The sequence below is a fragment of the Labrys sp. Lb11 genome (assembly GCF_057554225.1).
Genome location: NZ_BAAJOT010000010.1, coordinates 249,433 through 272,500, shown reverse-complemented (window position 1 = coordinate 272,500; position 23,068 = coordinate 249,433). Strand labels below are relative to the sequence as shown.

The 23,068-nt window shown below is 64.4% G+C and carries 20 protein-coding genes, 1 tRNA gene, 2 rRNA genes, 2 pseudogenes and 2 other annotated features (1 of these 27 cut by a window edge); of the genes and pseudogenes, 17 read left to right on the top strand and 8 right to left on the bottom strand.

Annotation, left to right across the window (positions count from 1 at the left end; all coding sequences use genetic code 11):
* The 3 genes from AC27L4_RS31625 to AC27L4_RS31615 form a co-directional block, all read left to right on the top strand.
* A 23S ribosomal RNA gene (locus AC27L4_RS31625) occupies positions 1–1,337 on the top strand (it extends 1,491 nt beyond the left edge of the window).
* Between the two features lie 134 nt (positions 1,338–1,471).
* Positions 1,472–1,586: ribosomal RNA gene (rrf, locus tag AC27L4_RS31620) — 5S ribosomal RNA — on the top strand.
* 70 nt (positions 1,587–1,656) lie between these two features.
* A tRNA-Met gene (locus tag AC27L4_RS31615) sits at positions 1,657–1,733 on the top strand.
* On the opposite strand, the pseudogene AC27L4_RS31610 reads toward AC27L4_RS31615, so the two are convergent.
* A pseudogene (locus tag AC27L4_RS31610) lies at positions 1,712–3,088 on the bottom strand (IS3 family transposase). The gene AC27L4_RS31615 and the pseudogene AC27L4_RS31610 overlap by 22 nt on opposite strands.
* Positions 2,691–2,807 (bottom strand) — a sequence feature (AL1L pseudoknot). It overlaps the preceding pseudogene by 117 nt.
* A 50-nt stretch (positions 3,089–3,138) precedes the next feature.
* Complete coding sequence (locus tag AC27L4_RS31605; RefSeq protein WP_487146656.1) at positions 3,139–3,321, bottom strand: CsbD family protein; 183 nt, start codon at positions 3,319–3,321, stop codon at positions 3,139–3,141.
* Between the two features lie 227 nt (positions 3,322–3,548).
* On the opposite strand from AC27L4_RS31605, the gene AC27L4_RS31600 reads away from it, so the two are divergent.
* From AC27L4_RS31600 to AC27L4_RS31580, 5 genes are all read left to right on the top strand, one after another.
* Entirely contained in the window at positions 3,549–4,601 is a 1,053-nt protein-coding gene (locus AC27L4_RS31600; protein WP_487146655.1) for a glycosyltransferase family 4 protein, read from the top strand.
* A 176-nt stretch (positions 4,602–4,777) separates the two neighbouring features.
* The gene (locus AC27L4_RS31595) at positions 4,778–5,683 is read left to right on the top strand and encodes a hypothetical protein (RefSeq protein WP_487146654.1); all 906 of its coding nucleotides are present in this window, start codon (positions 4,778–4,780) and stop codon (positions 5,681–5,683) included.
* A 105-nt stretch (positions 5,684–5,788) separates the two neighbouring features.
* On the top strand, positions 5,789–6,286 hold the full coding sequence (locus AC27L4_RS31590) for a YciE/YciF ferroxidase family protein (RefSeq protein ID WP_487146666.1): 498 nt from the start codon (positions 5,789–5,791) through the stop codon (positions 6,284–6,286).
* Between the two features lie 72 nt (positions 6,287–6,358).
* On the top strand, positions 6,359–8,473 hold the full coding sequence (gene katE, locus AC27L4_RS31585; protein WP_487146653.1) for a catalase: 2,115 nt from the start codon (positions 6,359–6,361) through the stop codon (positions 8,471–8,473).
* Between the two features lie 118 nt (positions 8,474–8,591).
* Complete coding sequence (locus tag AC27L4_RS31580) at positions 8,592–10,202, top strand: FAD-NAD(P)-binding protein (protein ID WP_487146652.1); 1,611 nt, start codon at positions 8,592–8,594, stop codon at positions 10,200–10,202.
* 56 nt (positions 10,203–10,258) lie between these two features.
* Here the strand turns inward: AC27L4_RS31580 and AC27L4_RS31575 are convergent, their stop codons facing one another.
* The 3 genes from AC27L4_RS31575 to AC27L4_RS31565 all read right to left on the bottom strand — a co-directional run bounded on the left by AC27L4_RS31575 (position 10,259) and on the right by AC27L4_RS31565 (position 11,769).
* Positions 10,259–10,510, bottom strand: a complete 252-nt coding sequence (locus AC27L4_RS31575) for a GlsB/YeaQ/YmgE family stress response membrane protein (RefSeq protein ID WP_487146651.1) — start codon at positions 10,508–10,510, stop codon at positions 10,259–10,261.
* Positions 10,511–10,585: 75 nt separating this feature from the next.
* A complete protein-coding gene (locus tag AC27L4_RS31570) occupies positions 10,586–10,915 on the bottom strand; it encodes an ElaB/YgaM/YqjD family protein (protein WP_487146650.1) in 330 nt (109 codons plus the stop codon).
* A 23-nt stretch (positions 10,916–10,938) separates the two neighbouring features.
* Positions 10,939–11,769 (bottom strand): transglutaminase-like domain-containing protein, encoded by an 831-nt coding sequence (locus AC27L4_RS31565; protein ID WP_487146648.1) that lies wholly within the window; start codon positions 11,767–11,769, stop codon positions 10,939–10,941.
* 106 nt (positions 11,770–11,875) lie between these two features.
* On the opposite strand from AC27L4_RS31565, the gene AC27L4_RS31560 reads away from it, so the two are divergent.
* The gene (locus AC27L4_RS31560; RefSeq protein ID WP_487146669.1) at positions 11,876–12,067 is read left to right on the top strand and encodes a hypothetical protein; all 192 of its coding nucleotides are present in this window, start codon (positions 11,876–11,878) and stop codon (positions 12,065–12,067) included.
* 4 nt (positions 12,068–12,071) lie between these two features.
* Here the strand turns inward: AC27L4_RS31560 and AC27L4_RS31555 are convergent.
* Positions 12,072–12,775: pseudogene (locus tag AC27L4_RS31555) on the bottom strand (IS3 family transposase); the annotation flags it as partial.
* Positions 12,441–12,557, bottom strand: a sequence feature (AL1L pseudoknot). Its footprint overlaps the pseudogene before it by 117 nt.
* Before the next feature lie 228 nt (positions 12,776–13,003).
* On the opposite strand from AC27L4_RS31555, the gene AC27L4_RS31550 reads away from it, so the two are divergent.
* The 3 genes from AC27L4_RS31550 (at position 13,004) to AC27L4_RS31540 (ending at position 16,040) form a co-directional block, all read left to right on the top strand.
* Entirely contained in the window at positions 13,004–13,600 is a 597-nt protein-coding gene (locus AC27L4_RS31550) for a TetR/AcrR family transcriptional regulator (RefSeq protein WP_487146647.1), read from the top strand.
* Between the two features lie 30 nt (positions 13,601–13,630).
* Entirely contained in the window at positions 13,631–14,950 is a 1,320-nt protein-coding gene (locus tag AC27L4_RS31545) for a nucleotide disphospho-sugar-binding domain-containing protein (RefSeq protein WP_487146646.1), read from the top strand.
* Positions 14,951–15,194: 244 nt separating this feature from the next.
* Positions 15,195–16,040 carry an arylamine N-acetyltransferase family protein gene (locus tag AC27L4_RS31540; protein ID WP_487146665.1) on the top strand — a complete coding sequence of 282 codons (846 nt, stop codon included), beginning with the start codon at positions 15,195–15,197 and terminating at the stop codon, positions 16,038–16,040.
* 70 nt (positions 16,041–16,110) lie between these two features.
* On the opposite strand, the gene AC27L4_RS31535 is transcribed toward AC27L4_RS31540, so the two are convergent.
* Positions 16,111–16,290 (bottom strand): hypothetical protein, encoded by a 180-nt coding sequence (locus tag AC27L4_RS31535; protein WP_487146645.1) that lies wholly within the window; start codon positions 16,288–16,290, stop codon positions 16,111–16,113.
* Positions 16,275–16,976, bottom strand: a complete 702-nt coding sequence (locus AC27L4_RS31530) for a GntR family transcriptional regulator (protein ID WP_487146644.1) — start codon at positions 16,974–16,976, stop codon at positions 16,275–16,277. Before AC27L4_RS31530 ends, AC27L4_RS31535 begins: the two co-directional genes overlap by 16 nt.
* Before the next feature lie 106 nt (positions 16,977–17,082).
* Between AC27L4_RS31530 and pxpA the strand changes: the two genes are divergently transcribed.
* The 5 genes from pxpA (at position 17,083) to AC27L4_RS31505 (ending at position 23,067) form a co-directional block, all read left to right on the top strand.
* A complete protein-coding gene (gene pxpA / locus AC27L4_RS31525; RefSeq protein WP_487146643.1) occupies positions 17,083–17,808 on the top strand; it encodes a 5-oxoprolinase subunit PxpA in 726 nt (241 codons plus the stop codon).
* Between the two features lie 130 nt (positions 17,809–17,938).
* A complete protein-coding gene (torT, locus tag AC27L4_RS31520; RefSeq protein ID WP_487146642.1) occupies positions 17,939–19,012 on the top strand; it encodes a TMAO reductase system periplasmic protein TorT in 1,074 nt (357 codons plus the stop codon).
* Positions 19,009–20,544 carry a sugar ABC transporter ATP-binding protein gene (locus tag AC27L4_RS31515; RefSeq protein WP_487146641.1) on the top strand — a complete coding sequence of 512 codons (1,536 nt, stop codon included), beginning with the start codon at positions 19,009–19,011 and terminating at the stop codon, positions 20,542–20,544. Before torT ends, AC27L4_RS31515 begins: the two co-directional genes overlap by 4 nt.
* On the top strand, positions 20,541–21,557 hold the full coding sequence (locus tag AC27L4_RS31510) for an ABC transporter permease (RefSeq protein ID WP_487146640.1): 1,017 nt from the start codon (positions 20,541–20,543) through the stop codon (positions 21,555–21,557). Before AC27L4_RS31515 ends, AC27L4_RS31510 begins: the two co-directional genes overlap by 4 nt.
* Before the next feature lie 40 nt (positions 21,558–21,597).
* Positions 21,598–23,067: an NAD-dependent succinate-semialdehyde dehydrogenase gene (locus AC27L4_RS31505; protein ID WP_487146639.1), complete on the top strand. Its 1,470-nt coding sequence runs from the start codon at positions 21,598–21,600 to the stop codon at positions 23,065–23,067.
* Position 23,068: the final 1 nt, after the last annotated feature.

Sequence of the window (23,068 nt, the reverse complement as noted above, 5' to 3'; positions counted from 1 at the left end):
ATCCCAACCGTCGTCCGGTCTTATCGGATTGATCAGGCGGCCTCGGGGTTCCAGGAAACAGCCTCCACGTGAGACCGTACCCGAAACCGACACAGGTGGACTGGTAGAGTATACCAAGGCGCTTGAGAGAATGATGCTGAAGGAACTCGGCAATTTACCTCCGTAACTTCGGGATAAGGAGGCCTCGTTGGTGGGCAACCATTGGCGAGGGGCACAAACTAGGGGGTGGCGACTGTTTAACAAAAACACAGGGCTCTGCTAAGCCGCAAGGCGACGTATAGGGTCTGACGCCTGCCCGGTGCCGGAAGGTTAAGAGGAGAGGTGCAAGCTTTGAATCGAAGCCCCGGTAAACGGCGGCCGTAACTATAACGGTCCTAAGGTAGCGAAATTCCTTGTCGGGTAAGTTCCGACCTGCACGAATGGCGTAACGATCTCCCCGCTGTCTCCAGCATCAACTCAGTGAAATTGAATTCCCCGTGAAGATGCGGGGTACCTGCACTTAGACGGAAAGACCCCGTGCACCTTTACTATAACTTTACACTGGCATTCGTGTTTGCATGTGTAGGATAGGTGGTAGGCTTTGAAGCGAGGGCGCCAGCTCTCGTGGAGCCACCCTTGAAATACCACCCTTATGAACATGGATGTCTAACCGCGGACCGTCATCCGGTTCCGGGACAGTGTATGGTGGGTAGTTTGACTGGGGCGGTCGCCTCCCAAAGAGTAACGGAGGCGTGCGAAGGTGGGCTCAGACCGGTCGGAAATCGGTCGTCGAGTGCAATGGCATAAGCCCGCCTGACTGCGAGACTGACACGTCGAGCAGAGACGAAAGTCGGCCATAGTGATCCGGTGGTCCGTTGTGGAACGGCCATCGCTCAACGAATAAAAGGTACGCCGGGGATAACAGGCTGATGATTCCCAAGAGTCCATATCGACGGAATCGTTTGGCACCTCGATGTCGACTCATCACATCCTGGGGCTGGAGAAGGTCCCAAGGGTTCGGCTGTTCGCCGATTAAAGTGGTACGTGAGTTGGGTTCAAAACGTCGTGAGACAGTTTGGTCCCTATCTGGTGTGGGCGTAGGAGAATTGAGAGGATCTGTCCTTAGTACGAGAGGACCGGGATGGACGTACCTCTGGTGGACCTGTTGTGGCGCCAGCCGCAGTGCAGGGTAGCTATGTACGGTCGGGATAACCGCTGAAGGCATCTAAGCGGGAAACCCACCTCAAGATGAGTTCTCCCTTGAAAGCCGTGGTAGACCACCACGTTGATAGGCCGGGTGTGGAAGCGCCGCGAGGCGCGCAGCTAACCGGTACTAATCGCTTGATCGGCTTGATCGCTCTCATTGCCAATGCTCACGTCGCAAATCGCAAGATTTGTCGACTGCGCGAACGAAGTTCGTCGCAACAGCCGCGAACCGAACGGTTCGCCGGCCGCACACGCAGGACCGCTTGCTTCAATTGTCTTTCGCCGGCCTGGTGGCCTGAGCGAGGAGCCTGAACCCGATCCCATCCCGAACTCGGCCGTTAAACTCCTCCGCGCCGATGGTACTATGTCTCAAGACCTGGGAGAGTAGGTCGTCGCCAGGCCTGCCAAGGACAATTCCTCTTCATCATGCTCCCGTCTCCGGTTGTCGGGCACCGACACCGACGACCCTGCCGCGGGGTGGAGCAGCCCGGTAGCTCGTCAGGCTCATAACCTGAAGGCCGCAGGTTCAAATCCTGCCCCCGCAACCAACGCAAAAAAGCCCGCCGTCCCCCAGGGACCGCGGGCTTTTTGCCGTTCCGATCCCCGAACCGCCAAGCAAGGCCCGCGCCGCACAAGCTGAACCGCGCCGGGATTGCCGGAGGCGATTTGGTTTGAGCCACGCGGCCATGGCGGGCTGTTCCAGCATGGCGTGGTAACGCGCCTCGGCTTCGGCCGGCGGGATGTTGCCGATGGGCTCCGGGAGCCGGCGCTTGTTGGACCAGCCGACCCATTCCAGCGTCGCGAACTCGACCGCCTCGAAGGAGCGCCAGGGTCCACGCCGATGATGGCCTCGGTCTTGTGGAGGCCGTCGATCGTTTCGGCGAGCGCCTTGTCGTAAGAATCTCCCACGCTGCCGACCGACGGCTCGACGCCGGCCTCGGCCAGGCGCTCAGTGTGGTTGATCGCGAGGTACCGGCTGGCGCGATCGCTGTGATGGATGAGGCCGCCGCCGCGCACGGGACGACGGTCATGGAGCGCCTGCTCGAGAGCATCGAGGACGAAGCCCGCATGCGCCGTCCTGCCCGCCCGCCAGCCGCCGATCCGGCGGGCGTCGGCGTCGACGACGAAGGCGACATGGACGAAGCCGGCCCAGGTGGCGGCATCGGTGAAGTCGGAGACCCTCAGCCTGTTTGGCGCTAGGCTTGCAACAGGCGGTTGATGCGATCGAGCGGGCCAGGCGCCGCCTTGTCGCTCTTCGTCGTCTTCGCCGGCTTGCCGCGGATCGCCCCCTCCAAGCCCATTTCCCGCATCAGCCGGGAGACGGTGCAGCGAGCGACGTTGAAGCCTTCCCGCCTGAGCTGCCGCCACACCTTGCGCCCCCCGCAGACCCGGAAGTTCGCCGCGAACACCCGCCGCAGCTCTCCCTTCAAGGCCGCGTCCCGCTTCGCCCGCGGCGACAGCCGGGAGGGATCGGCACGCTTGGCGACATGGTCATGATAGGTGGACGGGGCGATCGGCAGCACCCGGCAGATCGGCTCGACCCCGTATTTCCCACGGTGATCGTCGATGAAGGCGATCATCGCTTGAACGGGCGGTCGAGCTCCGCCATCGCAAAATAGGCCGACGCCCTGCGCGGGATCTCATTGGCCTGCCGCAGTGCGCGGGTCTCGCGCTCCGGCGCCTTGAGCCGCTCGGCGGCCTCGGTGGCAAGGTCGCCGCGCCCGCCGCTGTCCACCTCGGCCTTCCTCACCCGTTCGTTGAATGTCCGCGCCGTGCAGCCGATCTTGGCCGCGATCGCCGAAACCGCCGCCCAGCGCGACGGATGCTCCCTCGCGTGATCCAAAACCATCCGAACCGCGCGGGCTCTGACCGCGGGTGGAAATCGATTTGTCGTATTGCTCATGATGGCTCCCACTTCTCAAGAGTTGGAGCCTCCGGCAATCCCGGCGCGGTTCACTTCTTCAATGTATCGCGGGCCGCATCCTTCGCGCCGCCGATGGCGTTCTGCACTTTGCCGGCGGCTTTTTCAGCCTTTCCTTCAGCCTCGGTCTTGGCGTCGCCGGTGACCTTGCCGACAGCCTCCTTGAGTGTGCCCTTGACCTGCTTGGCGGCACCGTCAATGCGATCTTTATCCATGACGCTTCTCCGTGAATGTAGTTCATCGACAAGAGCGACCATCGCCCTGTCTTCACGGCTGATAGGTAGATCACGCGACAGGGCCACAAAAGATGCAGATGCGTCATACGATCTGATGCATCTGCATCTGGATAATATCGTCCGCTGCTGACAAATAGCGTCGGTATCAACCGCTCCGAAAACAGACTCACGGACGCCATCACGATACTAAAACCGAGATATCGCCAATGAAGATCGCTCAGATCGCTCCTCTCTATGAAGCAGTCCCTCCGTGTCTGTATGGCGGGACCGAACGCATCGTCGCCTATCTCACCGATGAACTTGTTCGGCGCGGCCACGATGTGACGCTGTTTGCATCCGCCGACGCGCAGACCCGCGCCAAGCTTGTGCCGGTACGGGAGCAAGCCATCAGGCTCGATCCCTCGCCCCTGAAGGCGGATCACGCGGCGCATCTGTCGATGCTCGACGAGGTTCGTCAGCGCGCACATGAATTCGACGTGCTGCATTTTCATGTCGATCTGGTGCATTTCCCCTTATTCGAGGCGATCGCAGATCGCACCGTGACGACGTTACACGGGCGTCTCGACATGACTGACCTCGACGGCGCCTATGCGCGGTGGCCGGACTATCCGCTGGTTTCGATTTCTGACGCACAGCGACGGCATCTGCCCGATGCAAATTGGGTTCGCACCATCCATCATGGCGTTCCGTCCGATCTCTTCCAGCCATCATCCCGACCGGGCGACTATCTCGCCTTTCTGGGCCGGATCTCGCCGGAGAAGCGACCCGACCGTGCGATTGCGATCGCAGCGCGCGCGGGACTGTCGTTGAAGATCGCCGCCAAGGTGGATCGCGTCGACCAGACTTATTGGGACGACGTGATTGCGCCGCTGGTAAAGGCGAACGCGAATGTCGAGTTCGTCGGCGAGATCGGCGATGCCGATAAATCCGAGTTTCTGAGGAACGCGGCGGCGTTGCTTTTTCCGATCGATTGGCCCGAACCGTTCGGCCTCGTCATGATCGAAGCCATGGCCTGCGGAACGCCGGTGATCGCGTGGCGAAACGGCTCGGTGCCCGAAGTGATCGAGAACGGCGTCACCGGCTTCCTGGTGAGCAGTGAAGACGAAGGCGTCGCAGCCGTTCGGCACATCGATCGGCTGGATCGGCAATCGATCCGCCGTCGGTTCGAGCGTCGGTTCACGACGGACATTATGGCGGCGTCCTATGAAGGCCTGTTCGCATCGCTGCATCGCAGCAAGATCATGATTGAGGCCGCATAGACCGCCCTTGAATTCAGCGTGGCCGGGACAAAGGAACCATCAGGTTTCCTGCCGCGTTTGTGTCTCACCTTGAACATGGGAGCGTCAAAATGGGTCGCGGCATTTTGCTCTGGCTACTGGGAATACCGATCCCGATCATCATCCTGATTTTATTATTCTTGCGATAGGAGGCCACAATGGAACGGTCTCTTGCCGCCGATCCGGTCGTGTCGACCGAGTCGTCACAATCCGCCGTGAGTTGGGGCGCGATTATCGCGGGCGCTCTCGCGGCCTCCACCATCACCGTTATCCTGACCTTGGTCGGCTCGGGGCTTGGCCTCACAATGGTGTCGCCTTGGCCCGGTCAGGGCGCCGGCCTGACCATCTTTGCGGCCTCGACCGCCATTGGCTTGATTGTAGTTCAATGGCTGTCGTCCGCCGCAGGTGGCTATCTGGCCGGCCGGCTCCGTACCAAATGGGTCGGCGTTCGGTCGGACGAGGTCTTTTTCCGTGACACCGCCCATGGCTTCATGGCTTGGGCGCTGGCGACCTTGCTCGTTGTCGGCGTCCTCGGATCAGGTCTGACGGCAGCCGTCGGCGGGGGCATGCACGCAGCATCCACGATCGTATCCGGCGCAACCTCAGGAGCCGCGAATCTCGCCGATCGGGCGACGAGCAGCACCGGCGGCATGGAGTATTTCGTCGATAGCCTGCTGCGACCGAACGATCCGTCCAATCTTGCGAGTGGCCCCGATGGCCGGACCCGGGCAGTGGGAGAGGTCACGCGCATCCTTATGCAGAGCGCGGCGGCGGGATCTTTGAGCGTTGACGACAAGGCTTACCTCGCCCGGCTGGTTGCCGCCAATACCGGCCTCTCGGAGGCTGATGCCAATGCGCGGATCGATGCCGTCCTTGCGCGCATTGAGGAAGCCAAGACCAAAGCGAGGGAAGCTGCCGATACGGCGAGGAAGGCCGGCGTGACCTTCGCTCTCGTGAGCGCGCTGTCTCTGTTGATCGGCGCGTTCATCGCCGGCGTCGCTGCCGCGCTGGCTGGCCGCCAACGTGACGACGAAGCCGACATCTACGAAGTGGCGCATCGCTAGACAGGACGCCGCACGAAGATGATCGATGCGGCGTTTTCACGAAATGGCCTGCGCGCGGCGCATGGGACCATGCTGCAAGTAGAATTTAAAGAGAGGAGTATGGCTATGCCTAAGGAAAAGAGCTTGGACGACCTGTTCCACGATACCCTGAAGGATATCTACTACGCGGAGCGGAAAATTTTGAAGGCTCTGCCGAAAATGGCGCGGGCAGCGCAGTCGGAAGACCTGAAGGCCGCTTTCGAAAAGCATCGTGAAGAAACCGAGGGTCAAGTCGAGCGCCTCGTTCAGGTGTTCGAGCTCATGGGCAAGCCGGCCAGAGGCAAAACCTGCGATGCGATCGAAGGGATCCTCGCCGAGGGCGAGGAGATCATTGAAGAGTTCAAGGACACACCAGCGCTTGACGCCGGCCTTATCTCATCCGCACAGGCGGTGGAGCACTATGAAATCACCCGCTACGGCACACTCAAGCGATGGGCCGCAGAACTCGGGCTGAAAGAAGCCGTGAAGCTGCTCGACGAGACGCTCAAAGAAGAGTCAAAGACCGACAGCGACCTGACGAAGCTGGCCGATGCGTCGGCAAATCAACGCGCAAAGTCTGCGTGATCCGGAACAAGAGCGTCACATGGCGCTCTTTTTTCATTTGAATAGAGATCACGCAAACGACCGGAGCCAGCCATGTCAGCCAGCAGGAAAGCCGCGACGGCGCGGAAGTCACTCAGGATTCATGACCGGAACCTCGATGCGGGTCGGGGAGGAGACCTCCATCAGGTTGCCGATGACAAGACACCGCTCATGACCACCGCGCAGGGCGGACCGGTTTCGGACGACCTCAACACGTTGAAAATCGGTGATCGTGGTCCAACGCTGATCGAGGATTTCCACTTCCGGGAGAAGATTTTCCACTTCGACCATGAGCGCATCCCCGAGCGCGTTGTGCATGCGCGCGGATATGGGGCGCACGGTTATTTCGAGACCACGAAGTCGCTGGGCAAATACACGCGCGCCGACATCTTCCAGCGCGTGGGCGAGAAGACGCCCGTCTTCGTCCGCTTCTCGACGGTCGCCGGCGCCAAGGGATCGTTCGATCTTGCCCGCGACGTACGCGGCTTTGCCGTGAAGTTCTATACGCAGGAAGGCAACTGGGACCTCGTCGGCAACAACATTCCGGTCTTCTTCATCCAGGACGCCATCCGCTTCCCGGACCTCGTGCATGCGGTGAAGGAGGAGCCTGACCGCGCGTTCCCGCAAGCGCAGTCGGCGCATGACAATTTCTGGGACTTCATCAGCCTGACGCCGGAATCCATGCACATGATCATGTGGATCATGTCGGATCGCGCTATCCCGCGCTCCTTCCGTTTCATGGAAGGCTTTGGCGTCCACACTTTTCGCTTCGTGAACGAAAAGGACGAGTCGACCTTCGTCAGGTTCATCTGGAAGCCGAAGCTCGGCCTGCAATCGGTTGTCTGGAACGAGGCGGTCAAGATCAACGGCGCCGATCCGGATTTCCATCGGCGCGACCTGTGGGGCGCAATTCGGGCCGGCGACTTCCCTGAATGGGAACTGTGCGTCCAGCTCTTCGGTCAGGACTTTGCCGACAGCTTCGATTTCGACGTCCTTGATCCGACCAAGCTGATCCCGGAAGAGCTGATCGAGCCGATCCCTGTCGGACGGCTGGTGCTCGACCGGATGCCGGACAATTTCTTCGCCGAGACCGAGCAGGTCGCGTTCATGACCCAGAACGTGCCGCCAGGCATCGACTTTTCTAACGACCCGCTGCTTCAGGGTCGCAACTTTTCCTATCTCGACACGCAGCTGAAGCGGCTTGGCAGCCCAAACTTCACGCATATTCCGATCAATGCGCCGAAATGCCCTTTCCATCATTTACAGCAGGACGGACACATGGCGATGCGCAACCCCGCCGGCCGCGCCAACTACCAGCCAAACTCGTGGGGCGAAGGGCCGAGGCCCGATCCGAAGCGCGGTTTCCGGTCGTTTTCGGCCCGGGAGGACGGGCAAAAGGTTCGCCAGCGGCCCGAGAGCTTTGCCGATCACTACAGCCAGGCGCGCCAGTTCTATCTGAGCCAGACGGCGACGGAGCAGCAGCACATCGCCATGGCGCTCACTTTCGAGCTTTCAAAGGTCGAAACGCCCGTCATCCGGGAGCGTGTCGTGTCGCACCTGATCAACATCGACGCGACGCTTGCCGAGACGGTCGCCAGCAAGCTCGGCATGCGCAAGATGCCGAAGGCAGCGGATGCCGCCGTACCGATACGCGACGACCTTCCGCCATCTCCGGCGCTGAGCATCATCGAGAACGGACCGGCGAGCTTCCAGGGCCGCAAGATCGGCGTGCTGGTCGCAAACGGTTCCGATGCCGGCACGATCGAGGCGATCCGGAAGGCTGCGGGGCAGGAAGGCGCGATGGTGGAACTGATCGCGCCACAGGTCGGAGGCTTCGAGGCATCGACCGGCGAGTGGATGGAGGCCGACCGCATGATCGATGGCGGCCCCTCGGTCTTGTTCGATGCCGTCGCGCTCGTTCTGTCCGAGGAAGCGGCGAACCGGTTGACCGGCGAGTCCACGGCGCGGGATTTCATCGCTGATGCATTCGCCCACTGCAAGTTCATCGGCTTTACCGCCGGCGCGATGCCCTTGCTCGCCAAGGCGGGCATCGAGCCCGACATGGACGAAGGCCTGATCCCGCTCGATGAAGCGAAGTCGGCCCCGGACTTCGTCGCCTCCTGCCGCAAGCTTCGGGTCTGGGCACGAGAGGATGCCGTCAAGCTATGAAGCGGAGACATTGTGCTGATGCGGCCAGCCGTGTCGAACAGAAGGACAAGCGGCCCGGCTCAGGCCGCGCCGCTTCCCGTTTCGTAGAGAAATACCTGAAATGGACTGGCGATTGCCCATGAAGAAAATTGCCATCGTCGGCGCCGGTCCGACCGGAATCTATACCTTCTTCTCCTTGCTCAAATCCGGCGACCCCATGTCCATCTCGATCTACGAGAAGGGGGAAGACGCCGGCGTCGGCATGCCCTACAACGACGACGAGAACAGCTGGATGATGCTGGCCAACATCGCCAGCGTCGAGATTCCGCCGATCGCATCGACCTATCTCGATTGGCTGCGAGCTCAGGATGAAAAGCGTCTCGCGCGGTACCGAGTTGACAAGACGAGCCTTCACGATCGGCAATTCCTGCCTCGCATCCTGCTGGGCGAGTATTTTCGGGACCAGTTCCTGGCGCTCGTCGAGGAGGCCCGACAGAAAGGCTTCGATGTCGAGGTGCATGAAGCCTGCGAGGTTACCGATCTCGAAGCCGCCCCGGACGGCGTGCGGCTTTGGGCAGCGGGCGAGCCTGTGACAAAGCTCTTCGATCTCGTCGTCATCGCCACCGGACACGTCTGGCCCGAGGACGACGAGGCCACTCGCAGCTATTTTCCGAGCCCGTGGTCAGGATTGATCGAGGCCAGGATCCCGCCATGCGGGGTGGGCATTATGGGCACGTCGCTCAGCGCCATCGACGCAGCCATGGCTGTCGTCGCCCAACACGGAAGCTTCATCGAAGAAGATGACGAAAACCTGCGCTTCGACCTGGATGCAGACAGCGACGGGTTGTCGATCACGCTGATGTCGCGCTCGGGCATTTTGCCGGAAGCCGATTTCTACTGCCCTATCCCTTATGAGCCGCTTCGGATCGCCACCGAAGAGGCAATCGAACGGGAAATCGCAGCCGGCCCTGACGGATTGCTCGACAGGGTCTACGCACTCGTGACCCGAGAAATCGAGGCTGCCGATCCGGCCTGGAGCAAGCGCATGTATCTTTCCAAGCTCGGTGCCGACAGCTTTGCGGATGCTTATTTCGCGGACCGGCAGCGGCATGATCCCTTCCGCTGGGCTGAATACAATCTGAGGGAAGTCGAGCGCAACAAGCGCGATAAGCACACGGTGCCATGGCGCTACGCGATCCTACGGCTGCACGAGGCGGTGCAGGAGATCGTCCCCCATCTCGACGAGGACGACCGCGAGCGGTTCGATGCCGGCCTCTGCAAGGTCTTCGTCGACAACTACGCCGCCATTCCCTCGGAATCGATCCGCAGGCTGCTGGCGCTGCGCAAGGCCGGCCTGATCGAGGTCCTCGAGCTCGGGCAGGACTATGAGATGGACATCCGGGATGATCAAACCCTTGTCGCCGTTGGAGACGACGAACGGACCTTCGACGTGTTCATCGACGCCCGCGGCCAGAAGCCGCTCAAGTGTAAGAATCTGCCGTTCCCGTCACTGCGGCGGCAACTCCTCTCGGTCGGGGAGGATATTCCGGACGTCAGGGAGGACTACACCTTGCTTGCTCCGGACATTGCACGCGGCCGCATCGCATTCGGTGCGCTGCCCTATCTGATGCACGATCAGCCCTTCGTCCAGGGGATAACCGCCAGCGCCGAGATTGGCTTGTCCATAGCCAGGTCCATATCGAAGCCGACCTCGCGCGCGCGCCGAAAGCTTACCTTCCTGGCCGCTTGAACCGGATCAGGCTTTGTGACCTCCCGGCGTGACAGTGTGGCTACCCTGGAGGCCGGCTAGCTCCGGATGGCACGTGCCCCACCAATAAGAATGCAGGCGCCGATAAAGCCGGCGACGAGATAGCCGATCCAGCCGCCGAAGGAGACGCCCAGCAGTCCGAACAGGAAGCTGGCAACTGCCGCTCCGATAATGCCCAGCGCGATGTTGGCCAGCAGGCCGGTGCTGCTGTTCATGAAACTAGACGCGATCCACCCGGCGAGCCCGCCAATGATGATCGCTGAGATCCAGCCGATTCCTGCATCTTCCATGGTTGTTTTCTCCTTTTCAATCTTGGGTGACCGAACGTGCGAACGATGCGGTTTCTGCAGCGTCAGCGCATGATCTTACCAGCGGCTCCGACGGTCGCTGCTCGCCATCATGCCGCCAACGACAAAGCCAAGAAGGAAGCCGAGGACCCCCGCGGAGGACAAAACCGTCGCGGCCGTACCGGGGTTTTCGCGAATTGCCTCGCCTACAGCCTGCGCCTGCGCGCGTACCTGCTTTGCGGCGCCGCCAGCACGCGCCCTCGCCTCCTCCACGAGGTCGTCTGCGTCATCGATAGCCTCAGACGCTCTCCCAGCCAGGGACTTCGAAAGCCGCGACACTTCCTTCCTCAAATCTCCGATCTGCTTTTCCAGGTCTGAACGAATGTCTGCTTCGGTCGGTTCTGCCATGTCTGTCTCCTGCTCCCAGATCGTTAGATTGATGGTGATGACGTCCCGGCATCCAACTCATCGGTCCAGACCTTGAAGGTCGTGAGCTGATGCGATCCGAATGTATGAAGCAGGGGCACGTCGGTTGCGTCGCGCCCGTGAGCGATGACGACACGACCGATCCGCGGCGTGTTGTGCCGGGCGTCGAGCGTGTACCATTTGCCGTCGAGATACACTTCGGCCCACGCCGAAAAATCCATCGGCGCGGGATCGGCCGGGACGCCGATGTCCCCGAGATAGCCATTCACGTAACGCGCGGGAATGTTCATGCAGCGGCAGAACGCGATCGCAAGATGCGCGAAATCCCGGCAGACGCCGACCTGTTCCGCATGCGCCTGCGCAGCGGTTCTTGTCGCACGCGCATGGCCGTATCCGAACGTCAGTCGATTGTGCACATAGTCGAAGATTGCCTTCGCGCGCGGCCAACCGGGTGCGACCGATCCGAACAGCTGCCAGGCGAACTCCATCAATTCGTCAGTCTCGCAATATCGGCTTCCGAGCAGATACAGGAGCACGTCGTCTGGAAGGTCGTGGATCGGCGTCTCGCCGGCGGTCTCGTTGATCTCGTCCGGCTCGCCGTCGTCGTTGACGATGGCGCTGTAGCGCAGCGTCACGCCTCCCGCCGGAGCGGTCAGCCGACGGCAGACATTGCCGAACACATCCAGATAGACATGGCTATCTACATCGGGAACGAGTTGTACGGCATCCTGTCTGACTATGTCGCGTTGCCTGTCCTGATGGATTTGCAGCAGGGCGATGACCTCGGTCGGCTGAGGGCATGAGATCGAGATTTCGTAGCCGAGATTGATTTTCAAGCAGCCGCCCCCGATTCAACCCCTGAAGAAGTGCTGAAGAAACGAGGTTTTCGAGATTTGGTTCCCGACTACACCTTGGATGATGCGAAGCGGTCAGGATCAATGGATGCTGTCGCAGAGCAGCGATTCCGGCAGCCGCACCTCGATCGCGAGCGCATCGCCGCGATGGCTTCGCTTAAGCGATCCTCGAAATTGCTTCTCGACCACCGTTTCCAGAAGCCGTGATCCGAATCCTTGCGCGGATGGCATTGGCGGCATCTTGAACCGCGCCGGGATTGCCGGAGGCGATTTGGCTTGAGTCGCGCGGCCATGGCGGGCTGTTCCAGCATGGCGTGGTAACGCGCCTCGGCTTCGGCCGGCGGGATGTTGCCGATGGGCTCCGGGAGCCGGCGCTTGTTGGACCAGCCGACCCATTCCAGCACCGCGAACTCGACCGCCTCGAAGGAGCGCCAGGGTCCACGCCGATGGATGGCCTCAGCCGGGAGACGGTGCAGCGAGCGACGTTGAAGCCTTCCCGCCTGAGCTGCCGCCACACCTTGCGCCCCCCGCAGACCCGGAAGTTCGCCGCGAACACCCGCCGCAGCTCTCCCTTCAAGGCCGCGTCCCGCTTCGCCCGCGGCGACAGCCGGGAGGGATCGGCACGCTTGGCGACATGGTCATGATAGGTGGACGGGGGCGATCGGCAGCACCCGGCAGATCGGCTCGCCCCCGTATTTCCCGCGGTGATCGTCGATGAAGGCGATCATCGCTTGAACGGGCGGTCGAGCTCCGCCATCGCAAAATAGGCCGACGCCCTGCGCGGGATCTCATTGGCCTGCCGCAGTGCGCGGGTCTCGCGCTCCGGCGCCTTGAGCCGCTCGGCGGCCTCGGTGGCAAGGCCGCCGCTGTCCACCTCGGCCTTCCTCACCCGTTCGTTGAGTGTCCGCGCCGTGCAGCCGATCTTGGCCGCGATCGCCGAAACCGCCGCCCAGCGCGACGGATGCTCCCTCGCGTGATCCAAAACCATCCGAACCGCGCGGGCTCGGACCTCGGGTGGAAATCGATTTGTCGTATGCTCATGATGGCTCCCACTTCTCAAGAGTTGGAGCCTCCGGCAATCCCGGCGCGGTTCACTTGCCATTCCCTGATCACGACGGACACAGCCATACATGGCAACTCCGTGCATCGCCAACCCGCGTTGACATCTCTCCGATTTCGAGTTACATCATGTAACACAAAATTGGAGAGCGACGCCATGTCTCCGCGAGCCTATCGCCAGTCGGCGCGCGCCAACGCGGTTCAGGATACCGAGCGGCAGATCGTCGACGCCCTGATCGCGCTCCTCGCGGAGCGCTGGTTCGACGAGATCACTCTCGACGACATCGCCGCAGCCGCCGGCACCACCCGCCAAACCGTGATACGGCGTTTCGGCAGCAAGACCGGCGTGCTCAGCGCCATGGCGGCCCAGATGGATGTCTCGATCCGGGCCCAGCGCTGGAGCACCCCCGCGGAAAGCGTGGCCGACATCGTCGCGCTCCTGATGGACGACTATGAACGCACCGGCGACATCCTCGTGCGGACGCTCGGGCAGGAAGCGCGCATTCCCGAGTTCGCCGCCGTCCTCGATCGCGGGCGCAAAGGTCATCGCGAGTGGATCGAGGACATGTTCAGGGCCTGGCTCGGCAAGCTCGACGGCCGGGCCCGCGGGGACCGGCTCGCGCAGTTGCTGGCCCAGACCGATGTTTGGATCTGGCATCTGCTGCGTCGGGCGCAGGGACATTCGGCGGCGGAGACGCACCGGCTCATGACGCAGGCGATCGAGCGCCTGCTGCGCGAGGACGAGACGAACTGATCCGGCCTCCATCGAGAAAGGACCAAGGCAATGATCAAGACGACGGATGCGGGGCCGCATCTGCGCATCCTGGCGGTCGGCTGGGAAGGCGGCGGCAACGTGCCGCCGACGCTCGCGGCCGTGCGCGCCCTCGCCGGCCGAGGCCACGACGTGCGCCTTGTCGCCGACGACACGATGAGAGCGGAGGCGATCGAGGCGGGGGCCCGGTTCCTGCCATGGAAGCGCGCCCCGAACCGTCCGGATCGCTCATCCGAAAGCTGCTTCCTGCGGGATTGGGAAACCGCCGATCCCCTCGCCGGCTTCCAAAGAGGGTGCGAACGGATCTTCGTCGGGCCAGCGCAATCCTATGCCGAGGATATTCTCGAAGCCCTGGCAACGGAGCCGTCCGATCTCCTTCTCGGCTCGGATCTGCTGTTCGGCAGCATGCTCGCCGGCGAAATTGCGAAGGTTCCGACGGCCCTGCTCGCAGCCAACATCTCGCTCTGGCCCCTTCCCGGACATCCGCCGTTCGGCCCGGGCTTTCAGCCTGCCCGGTCGGCGGCGGACAGAGCGCGCGACACCGAGGTTGCGGCAATGGTCGAGCAAGTATGGGACGGCTTCCTGCCTTGCCTCAACGCCGCCCGTGCTCATTTCGGCGTCGCGCCGCTGGCCCATGTCCACGAACAGCGCCTGAGCGCCGGCCGCCATCTCCTTGCCACCAGCGCCAGCTTCGATTTTCCGACCGAGCGCCTGCCGGACCATGTACGCTATGTGGGGCCGCTTCTGGAGATGCCGAGTTGGGCCGACGAACGCTGGACGAGCCGGCCGGCGCGCGAGATGCGGCCACTCGTGCTCGTATCGTTCAGCACCACCAATCAGGGGCAGGCCGATGTGCTCCAGCGGGTGATATCCGGTTTGGCCGGGGAGCCGGTCGAGGTGGTTGTCACCCTCGGCAAGGCACTCGAGGGACTTCGTCTTCAATCGCCGGCGAATGTCACGATTCTTCCCAATGCTGCGCATGACGACATCCTGACCAAAGCCCGCGCCGTCGTCACCCATGGCGGGCACGGCACGATCATGCGATCGCTGCAGCACGGCGTCCCCCTCGTCGTTCTCCCGATGGGGCGTGATCAGAACGACAATGCCGCGCGGGTGGACTATCACGGTGCGGGCCTGCGCCTCGATCCTTCAGTCCCTCCGCAAATACTCGGCGAGGCCGTGCGGCGCGTCCTTTCCGAACCGAGCTTTGCCGAACGGGCGTCGGCACTTGGGCGTGCGATCGCCGAGGAAGGCCCGGGGCCTGCGCGGCTCGTGACAGAAATCGAGGATTTCGCATTGAGGTCTTCCCGAAGAGCCCTGTCCGCCGCGTGATCGGCCCCCGCTGATCGCGGTGGGAACACCGACCGGCACCACGTCACCTCCCCCACTCCCTGCCAAACGCCGTTGCCTGCGCATCGGCGAACGGAGGAGCCTTATGCCGATCCGCCCCGCGCAGGCCCCGCCGCCAGGCAGAGATTTGAGCGCGTCGGCGCTCGGGCCGCCCGATCCGGCAGCGGGCCGCCTGGAACACGGCGCCGGAAACCTCGAAAACGGTCCATCGAAAGGAAACCGAAGGATGACACACGTCTCTTCAAGCGAAAATGGAATGACCCTGACGCCCGGCCAACTGGACGCCTATCTCGCAAGGATCGGGGTGGGCCGGCCGGTTTCTCTCGATGTCGACGGCCTGTCGAGACTTCACCGCGCCCATCTCATGGCCTTCACCTGGGAGGCGCTGGACGCTTTCATGGGATGGCCGTCCGCGATCGCCCCGGCCGCCGCCTTCGCCAAGATGGTGGAGGGCAAGCGCGGCGGCTGGTGCTACGAGATGAACGGTCTGTTCGGCGCGGCGCTCGCCGCGCTTGGTTTCCGCGTGACCCGCCTGTGCGGCGGCGTCAATCGTGAAATGATGGGCGATATCGCCATCGGCAACCATCTCACTCTGCGTGTCGATCTCGACCGACCGTACCTTGCCGAGGTCGGCCTTGCGGACGCCATCGTCGAGCCGGTGCCGCTCGCCGTCGGGCCGATCAGCCAGCGCGGCTTCGATTTTTCGATCTTGCCGACGGCCGACGGCTGGCTGCGCTTCAACAACCATGCGAATGGCCTCGCACACAGCTTCGATTTCCGGCCCGATCACAGCGACGAGGCCGCCATAGCCGCGACCCTCGGCTGGCTGACGCAGGATCCCGGCTCGCCGTTCACAAACGCTCTGGCGATCCTGCGGCATACCGCGGATGGCTATGTCGCCCTGAAGAACGATTGCCTGCGCAGCGTGACGGCGGACAGCGTCGGCGAACGGTACATCACGAGCGCGGACCAGCTCGCGGACACGTTCGATACGGTTTTCAACCTCGAGGTTCCCAAGCCCGCCCGCGTCTGGGAAAGGGTCCGGGAGGTCGCCCGCGCCGAAGCCAGCTGAACAGACGTCCCTTGCCGACGCACCGGAGCCGACCGGCCGTCGACCGGCACGGTCCCTTCCCGCGAGGCGCTCAGGCCGCCATCTCGTCGAGCAGCGCCTGCACCAGCTTTCCCGCCGGCAGTTCCCGCGCCAGGGGCTCCTGGATGACCGGGGTGGGCAGGCCGAACAGGCGGGCGGGAACGGCCCCGGCCGCCCACCCGGCGCTGCACCCCGGTTCGCCTGCGGCGGCGAGCCTCAGGTCCGATAGCACTCGATGATGTCGTCCTGGACCGCCCGCCTGGCGGCGTCGGCATCGCCCGCCGCGATGGCGTCGCGCGCGCGCAGATGGGAATCGACCGCTCTCTGGATGTGCATCTGGCCGGGCTTGGCCTGCCGGACGAACGGGCCGATGCGCATCCACAAGGGCTCGAGCAGGTCCGTGATGAACGAGATGCCGCTGGCATCGGCGATCGTCATGTGGAAGTGGTAGTTCGCTTCGAGGAACAGGTCGATGTTGCAGGTGTCCGCCGAAAGCTGGATATCGTCGCAATATCGGTCCAGCGCTGCGAGATGTTCCGGCGTCCGCCGGCGCGCGGCGGCCTCCGCGGCCGCTCCCTCCAGCAGCGCCCGCAGCATCCGGATGTCGGTCAGCTCGTCGGCCGAGTAGTTCGGGACCATCATCGTGCGGTTGGCGGTCGAGACGACGCAGCCCACGCTCTCCAGCCTCTGGAGCGCATCCCGCACCGGCATGAGGCTGGTTCCCAGCGACGCCGCCAGCTTGCGGAGCGGCAGCTTCTGGCCGGGGCCGAAGCGGCCCATCATCAGGTTGCGCCTGAGCATGGCGTAGATCTGCTCATGCAGCATTTCCCGCAGCACCGGCTTCAGGTCCGGCCCGTCGGTTTGCCGGCCCTCGACTTCGTGGCTGACGTGCTCGTTCACCGGCATCCATCCTTGCATTCGCGAAATCCTTCATAACACCAGACAAGCACGTTGACATTCGGAAAGCGCCATCGCATGCTCCGTTTTGTCGAGTGTTATAACAAAAGACGGGACCTCCAGAGCCATGAGAGTCACGCTCAACTGCGACATGGGGGAAAGCTACGGGTTGTGGCGTTTCGGCAATGACGCCGGGATCATGCCGCATGTCGACTGCGCCAACATCGCATGCGGCTTTCACGCCTCGGACCCGCAGACCATGGGCCGCACGGTGGAGCTGGCCGTCGCCCGGGGAAAGGCGATCGGCGCCCACCCGTCCCTGCCCGACAGGGAAGGCTTCGGCCGGCGCGAGATGCGCCTCACCCCCGAAGAGCTGAAGGCGGCCTTCATCTACCAGATCGGCGCTCTCGCCGGCTTCCTGAAGGCTCATTCCGTCGAGCTCGCCCATGTGAAGCCGCACGGCATCATCTACGGCATGGCGGCGCGGGACATCGCCACGGCCGCCGCGATCGCCGAGGCCGTCAAGGTGTTCGGCGTCCCTCTCTTCGGCATGTGCGGGACGGAGCATGAGCGCGCGGCCGCCGAGGCGGGCGTCGCCTTCGTCGGCGAGTTCTTCGCCGATCTGGGCTACGGCCCCAAGGGCGAGCTGATCATCCCGAGGACGCAGTCGGCCGTCGATGTCCCGAGGGCGGCTGCACGGCTGCGGCGAGCCCTGGACACCGGCAAGGTCGAGGCCGTCGACGGCACGGTCCTCGACATCGCATTCGGAACGATCTGCATCCATTCCGACCCGCCGAACGCGGTCGAGGTCGCGGCCGCCATGCGCCAGGTGCTCGACGCCCCGGCCGCTTAGGGCGCCGCATCGGCCGCGAGGCGCGCCTCCTTCGAACCGGAAGCCCGAGACAACGGACTCCGCCCGCCAATTCCGCGCGGCCTGCCGGGCCGCGAGCTGGAACCTATGCCAACCAATAAGGGGACTGACAATGAAACGGATTCACCTGCTGGCGGCGGTCGCCGCCCTCTCCTGCGCGGCCGCGCTGCCGGCCAGGGCCGAAGGCCCGATCGAGCATTTCCCGGTCGAGCTCGTCGTCGACGGCGGCAAGAAGGACTTTGACTGGAAGCTGCTCCGGGCCGACGAGGTCAAGAAGCCCTGGAACATCTGCGTCCTCTTTCCGCACCTGAAGGACAGCTACTGGGTCGCCGCCAATTACGGCGTCGTCGACGAGCTCAAGCGTCTCGGCCTGGGCATGACGCTCTACGAGGCGGGCGGATACACCAACCTGTCCACCCAGCTCAGCCAGATGGACAACTGCATCGCGCAGAAGTTCGACGGCATCATCCTCGGCGCCATCAGCGCCGACGGCGTCGGGCCCCTCGTCAAGAAGGCGAAGGATGCCGGCATTCCGGTCATCGACTTCGTCAACGGCGTGAACGGCCCGGACGTCGCCGGCCACGCCCTGGTCAGCTTCTACGATCTGGCCTACACCACCGGAAAATATCTGGTGGAACAGGCCAAGGGCGGGCCCCTCAAGGTCGGGTTCTTCCCCGGCCCGCAGGGCGCGGGCTGGTCGGACGACGCCGTCCGCGGCTTCAACGACGCGATCAAGGACTCCAAGATCGAGATCGCGATCACCCGGCGTGGCGACACCGGCCTCAATGTCCAGCTCGACCTGATCAGCAACGCGCTGCAGACCTACCAGGATCTCAACTGGCTCGTCGGCGTCGACATCGCCGCGCAGGCCGCCGCCGTCGCCGTCCGCAACGCCGGCATGACCGACACCGTCAACGTCGCCGCGTTCGACATCATTCCCCCGGTCTATGACGATATCGCCGCCGGCGCGGCCAAGGCCTCCCCGACCGATTTCACCACCCTCCAGGGCCGCCTCGCCGCGGACATGGTGGTGCGCCTCCTGGAAGGCCAGACTCTCCCGGCCAAGCGCGCCGGCCCGAAGCCCCAGATGGTGACGGCCGAGACGGTCAAGAGCTTCAACATGACGGACATGTTCGCGCCCAAGGGCTACGCCGTCGAGTTCAACCTCGAAGCCGTCAAGAAATGACGTCGCCGACGGCCCAGCGCAGCGAGAGCGAGGTCTTTGCCTCGCTTTCGCACGCCTCCAAATTCTACGGCTCCTTCGCCGCGCTCAAGGATGTGAGCATCGCCCTCGTACGGGGCGAGATTCACATGCTGCTCGGCGAGAACGGCGCGGGAAAATCGACGCTGGTCAGTCTCCTGACCGGCGCCAACCAGCTCGACGAGGGCGAGCTCACCCTGCTCGGCACGCCGATGCGCAGCCTCTCCCCGGCCGAGGCCAGGGACGCCGGCGTCAATGTCGTGCTGCAGGATTTCGCCCTGGCGCCGACCCTGACCGTGGCCGAGAACTATGCGCTCGGCCGCGAGAAGACCAGGAACGGCCTGCTCGACAAGGCGGGCATGCGCGCCGAGGTGACGAGGGCCATGGCTTCCCTCGGCATCTCGCTCGACCCGGACACGCGCGTCGACCGCCTCAGCCGCGCCGAGCAGCAGCTGCTCGAGATCGTGCGGGCGCTGGGCGGCAAGCCCGGGGCGCTGATCCTCGACGAGCCGACGGCGACCCTGAGCCACGAGGAATCGGAACACCTGTTCTCGGCCGTCCTCAAGCTGAAGGCGGAGGGCTGGGCCATCCTCTACATCAGCCATCGCATGGAGGAGATCCGGCGCCTCGGCGACGTGGTGACGATCCTGCGCGACGGCAGGCAGACAGGCTTCCACCGCCTGAGCGAGGTCACCAACAGCCGGATGATCGCGGAGATGGTGGGCCGCGACATGGACCATTTCTATCCCGACATTCCCGCAAAGCCGGGGGCCGAGGCCTTCGTCACCAGGGCCCTTGCCGCCGGCACCAAGCTCCGGGACGCGTCCATCACCGTCCGCTACGGCGAGATCGTCGGCGTCGGCGGCCTGGTCGGCTGCGGCAAGGCGGAGATCGCCCGCGCCGCCTTCGGCCTGATGCCGTTCCATGCGGGGGAGATCAGGCTGGACGGCGAGCCGGTCACCGGCCCGACCCCGGCCGCCATGCTCGACCGGGGCTTCATCTACCTGCCCCAGGACCGGCGCGGCGAAGCGCTGGCCCTCAACCGCCCGATCGCCGACAACATCACCATCGAGGTCCTCGGCAAGGACGGACATCGGGCGGGCTTCCTGGCCCGCGCCAGGCTGGCGAAGCTGGTGGGCAACCTCGTCAGCCGGCTCAACATCCAGCCCCCCGATCCCGCCAAGGCGCCGCAGGACCTGTCCGGCGGCAACCAGCAGAAGGTCGTGCTCGGCCGCGCGCTCTCGCTGCCGCGCAAGGTCTACGTGTTCGAGGAGCCGACGGCCGGCATCGACGTCGGCGCACGCCGCGATTTCTACGATCAGCTGCGCGGCCTCGTCGCCGATGGCGCCGCCGTGCTGCTCATCACCTCCGATCTGCAGGAGCTGATCCACCTCTCCCACCGTGTCTACGTCATGCACGAGGGCATCTGCGTCGCGGAGCTCCAGGGTTCCGCCATCACCGAGGACGCGGTCGTGGCTCACGCATTCGGCTCCCAACCGCAAGGACCCCACGCATGACGACGTCCCGCTCCGAAGCCGGCAACGCGCCGTCGATCACCGGCAACCTGGCCGGCAGCCTGCTGCGATTCGGCGCCCTTCCGGTCGCCCTCGTCCTGTGCGTCATCGTCTTCCAGCTCGGCAATCCCCGCTTCCTCAGCAGCGCCAACGCCATCAACATGGTGCAGCAGGGCGTGTTCCTGATGCTGATCGCCTTCGGCCAGATGGTCGTCCTCCTGTCGGGCGGCTTCGACCTGTCCGTCGGCGCGGTGGTGGCGCTGACCTCGGTGATCTCGGCCCAGGTGATGGTGGCCGTCTCGATCGCCTATCCCGACAGCCAGATCCTGCCGATCGCGGCGGGCTTCGCCGCCATGCTGGGCGTCGGCGTGTTCGCGGGCCTCGTCAACGGCCTCGGGGTCGGCCTCCTGAAGGTGAACGCCTTCGTCGTGACGCTGGCCAGCGCCTCGATCTTCAAGGGCCTGACCCTGGTCATCTCCCAGGGCCTGCAGGTCAGCGGCCTGCCGCGCGATTTCGTCTACGGCATCGGCTCGGGCCGGTGGCTGGGCGTTCCGGCCTCGGCCTGGCTGGCGCTGCCGGCGCTCGTCGCCGTCTACGTCCTCATCCACCACATGCGCTTCGGCCGCTACGTCTACGCCATCGGCTCGAACGTCAAGTCGGCCATCGTCGCCGGCGTCCGGATCAACTGGTACCTGATCGCCTCCTACGTGCTGTGCTCGACGATCACGGCCTTTTCCGGCTGGCTGCTGACGGCCCGCGTCTCGTCCGGCGAGCCGCTCCTCGGCGGCGAGTTCCCGCTGAACTCGATCGCCGCGGCGGTGATCGGCGGCTGCTCCCTGCGCGGCGGCGAGGGCACCGTGTTCGGCGTCTTCATGGGCGTGATCTTCATCACCGTGCTGGCCAACGGCATGGACCTGCTGCGGGTCGGGTCGAACTACCAGATGATCGTGCTCGGCATCGTCCTCGTCGGCGCCGTGGTCTTCGACCGCCTCCGCACCCGGTCCGCGCGCCGCTGAGCGCCCCGGCCCCTCCCTCGCAAGTTTTGGAGCAATGACCATGGCAGCTCTTCCTGCCGCCGCAGCAGCCCTTCTCTTCCAGGACGCCTTCGTCGACGGTTCATGGACGCAGGCCCGCTCGGGCCGCCGCCTCGACGTCGTCAACCCGGTGGACGGCAGCATCGTCGGGCACATCCCCGACATGGACGGCGACGACACCAGGGCCGCGATCGCGGCAGCCGAGCGCGCCCTGCCGGCGTGGCGGGCCCTGTCGGCCCGCGACCGGTCCCTGCATCTCAAGCGCTGGCACGCTCTCGTCATGGAGAACCTGGAGGGCCTGGCCCAGCTCCTGACCGCCGAGCAGGGCAAGCCGCTCGGCGAGGCGCGGGGCGAGATCGGCTACGGTGCCAGCTTCATCGAATGGTTCGGCGAGGAAGCCAAGCGCGTCTACGGCGACACCATCCCGGCGCCGAAGGCCGGCAGCCGCATCATCGTGCAGAAGCAGCCCGTGGGCGTCGTCGCGGCGATCATTCCCTGGAACTTCCCGTCGGCGCTGTTCACCCGCAAGGTCGCGCCGGCGCTGGCCGCCGGCTGCACGGTCGTCGTCAAGCCGTCGGAGCTGACTCCCTTCAGCGGGCTGGCGCTGGCCGCCCTTGCCGAGAAGGCCGGCATCCCCAGGGGCGTCGTCAACGTCGTGACCGGCGATCCCGCGCCGATCGGGCAGGCGCTGACGTCGAGCGAGATCGTCCGCAAGCTTTCCTTCACCGGCTCGACCCGCGTCGGCAAGCTGTTGCTCCAGCAGGCGGCGGCCACGGTCAAGCGCACCTCCATGGAGCTCGGCGGCAACGCTCCGCTCATCGTCTTCGACGACGCCGACATCCCGACCGCCGTCACGGCCTGCATGAACTCCAAGTTCCGCAATGCCGGCCAGACCTGCGTCTGCGCCAACCGCATCTATGTGCAGAGCGGCATCTACGACCGGTTCAGCCAGGCGCTGGTCGAGGCGGTCGGCGGCCTCAAGGTCGGGCCGGGCACCGCCGAGGGCGTGACCATCGGGCCGCTGATCAACAAGGCCGCCGTCGACAAGGTCGAGCGCCACATCGCCGATGCGGTGGGCAAGGGCGCCACGATCATCACCGGCGGCAGGCGGCATGCGCTGGGGTCGACCTTCTTCGAGCCCACCATCCTCGCCGGCGCGACCGGCGAGATGGAGCTGGCGCAGGACGAGACCTTCGGCCCCGTCGCCCCGCTCTTCCGCTTCGAGACCGAGGCGGAGGCGATCGCGCTGGCGAACGCCACCAGCTACGGCCTGGCCTCCTACATCTTCACCCGCGACATCGACCGGGTCTGGCGTGTCACGGACGCGATCGAAACCGGCATGGTCGGCGTCAACGAGGGCATCATTTCCAACGAGGTCGCCCCGTTCGGCGGCATCAAGGAAAGCGGCCTGGGCCGCGAGGGATCCCGTTACGGGATCGAGGAATACCTGGAGCAGAAATACGTTCTGATCTCCCCGATGATTGCCGCCTGAC